A 1,461-nucleotide genomic window follows, 5' to 3' on the forward strand; every position below is an offset into this window, starting at 1 on the left:
GGGGCGATAGTTGCTGTCGAAAATGACTTTTACCCCTTTGCCGCGCAGTTTGGCGAGGGCATCGAACAGGCTTTGCCGGGCGGTATCGGTCATGATGGCGAGCGTGATGCCGCTCAGGTAGACCGCGTTGAACTCCTGCAGCTGGTTGTACAGACGCACGCTTTCGTTGGGCTCGGAAAACAGTTCGCGCGCGGGCGCTTCGCGGCGCCAGTAGAAAAATTCCCGCTCGCCATCGGGGGTGTTACGGATGATGTACAGCCCGGGTGAACGACCGGCAGCCCGTTCGATCATATCAGTGCCGATACCCTCGTCGTGCATCCGCTGGATGATCTGCTCACTGTAGGGATCATCCCCGAGGCGAGTGACATAGTGGGTTTCCAGCCCCAGGCGGGACATGTAGACGGAGGTATTGTAGGTGTCGCCCGCGTAGGAGAGCGCCATGATTTCGCGGGTCTCCTCCTGCGCGGTAGGATAAGGCGAAAGCTCCACCATAACTTCGCCAATTGCTGCTATACGTGCCATAAAGAGGATGCCTGTTGGTTGATCGTTGATGTTGTAATGGTTATGCCGCGCGCTACGGGGCATGAATGCCATGGCGGCAATTGCAGGACAGTGAACAGAAAATATACCATCGAGTGGGAGAGATTGCCAATGTGAGTACGATTGACAACGCTGCCATAGAGCGGCGAAGAGCCTGACTCACAATTGCCTATCAACCAAAAGAAAGAGTGATGTTATGAAACGTTTAAACAATGAAACTTTGGGGCAGGTGCCCGCTTCCGTGAGCACCCCGAACTATGATCGCTCGGCGCTGAAAGCCGGTATTGTCCACCTGGGCATTGGGGCCTTTCATCGGGCCCACCAGGCTTTTTATACCGAAGCGGTCCTGAATCAATTTGGCGGGGATTGGGGCATCATCGGGTGCAGCCTTCGCTCGCCAACGGTGCGCGAGCAGCTCGCACCCCAGGACGGGCTGTACACGCTCGTTGAGCGCTCGAGCGACAGCGAAAAGCTGCAGATCGTCGGCGCCGTGAAGGCAGTCATGGTGGGCCCGGAAGATCCATCGGCGCTGGTCGCCGTGATGGCCGATCCGGCCATCAAGATTGTTTCGATGACGGTCACTGAAAAAGGGTATTGCCACGATCCGGCCACCGGCAACCTCAACCTGAAAAACCCGGATATTCAGCATGATCTTGAGAACCTGAACAAGCCCCGCTCGGCCATCGGTTATCTGGTATCGGCACTGAAAGCGCGAATGGACGCCGGCGTGCCCAGCTTTACCGCGCTGAGCTGCGATAACCTGCCCAATAATGGGCAGGTGTTGGAAAAGGCGCTGCATCAATTTGCCGAGCAGGTCTCGCCCGAGCTGGCGCAGTGGGTTCGTAGTAATACCACCTTCCCCTGCACCATGATCGACCGGATTGTTCCGGCGACCACCGACGACGATCGTCAGCACGTGGA

The 1,461-nt window shown here is 57.4% G+C and carries 2 protein-coding genes; one reads left to right on the forward strand and one right to left on the reverse strand.

Annotated features, from left to right (window positions below):
• On the reverse strand, positions 1–522 hold a 522-nt coding region (locus B3520_RS14115), incomplete at its 3' end, for a sugar kinase (RefSeq protein ID WP_286876327.1).
• A gap of 214 nt (positions 523–736) precedes the next feature.
• Here B3520_RS14115 and B3520_RS14120 point away from each other — a divergent pair.
• The coding region (locus B3520_RS14120; RefSeq protein WP_286876328.1) for a mannitol dehydrogenase family protein at positions 737–1,461 on the forward strand (725 nt) is incomplete at its 3' end.

The sequence above is a fragment of the Marinimicrobium sp. UBA4509 genome (assembly GCF_002388575.1).
Classification (GTDB): Bacteria; Pseudomonadota; Gammaproteobacteria; order Pseudomonadales; family Cellvibrionaceae; genus Marinimicrobium; species Marinimicrobium koreense.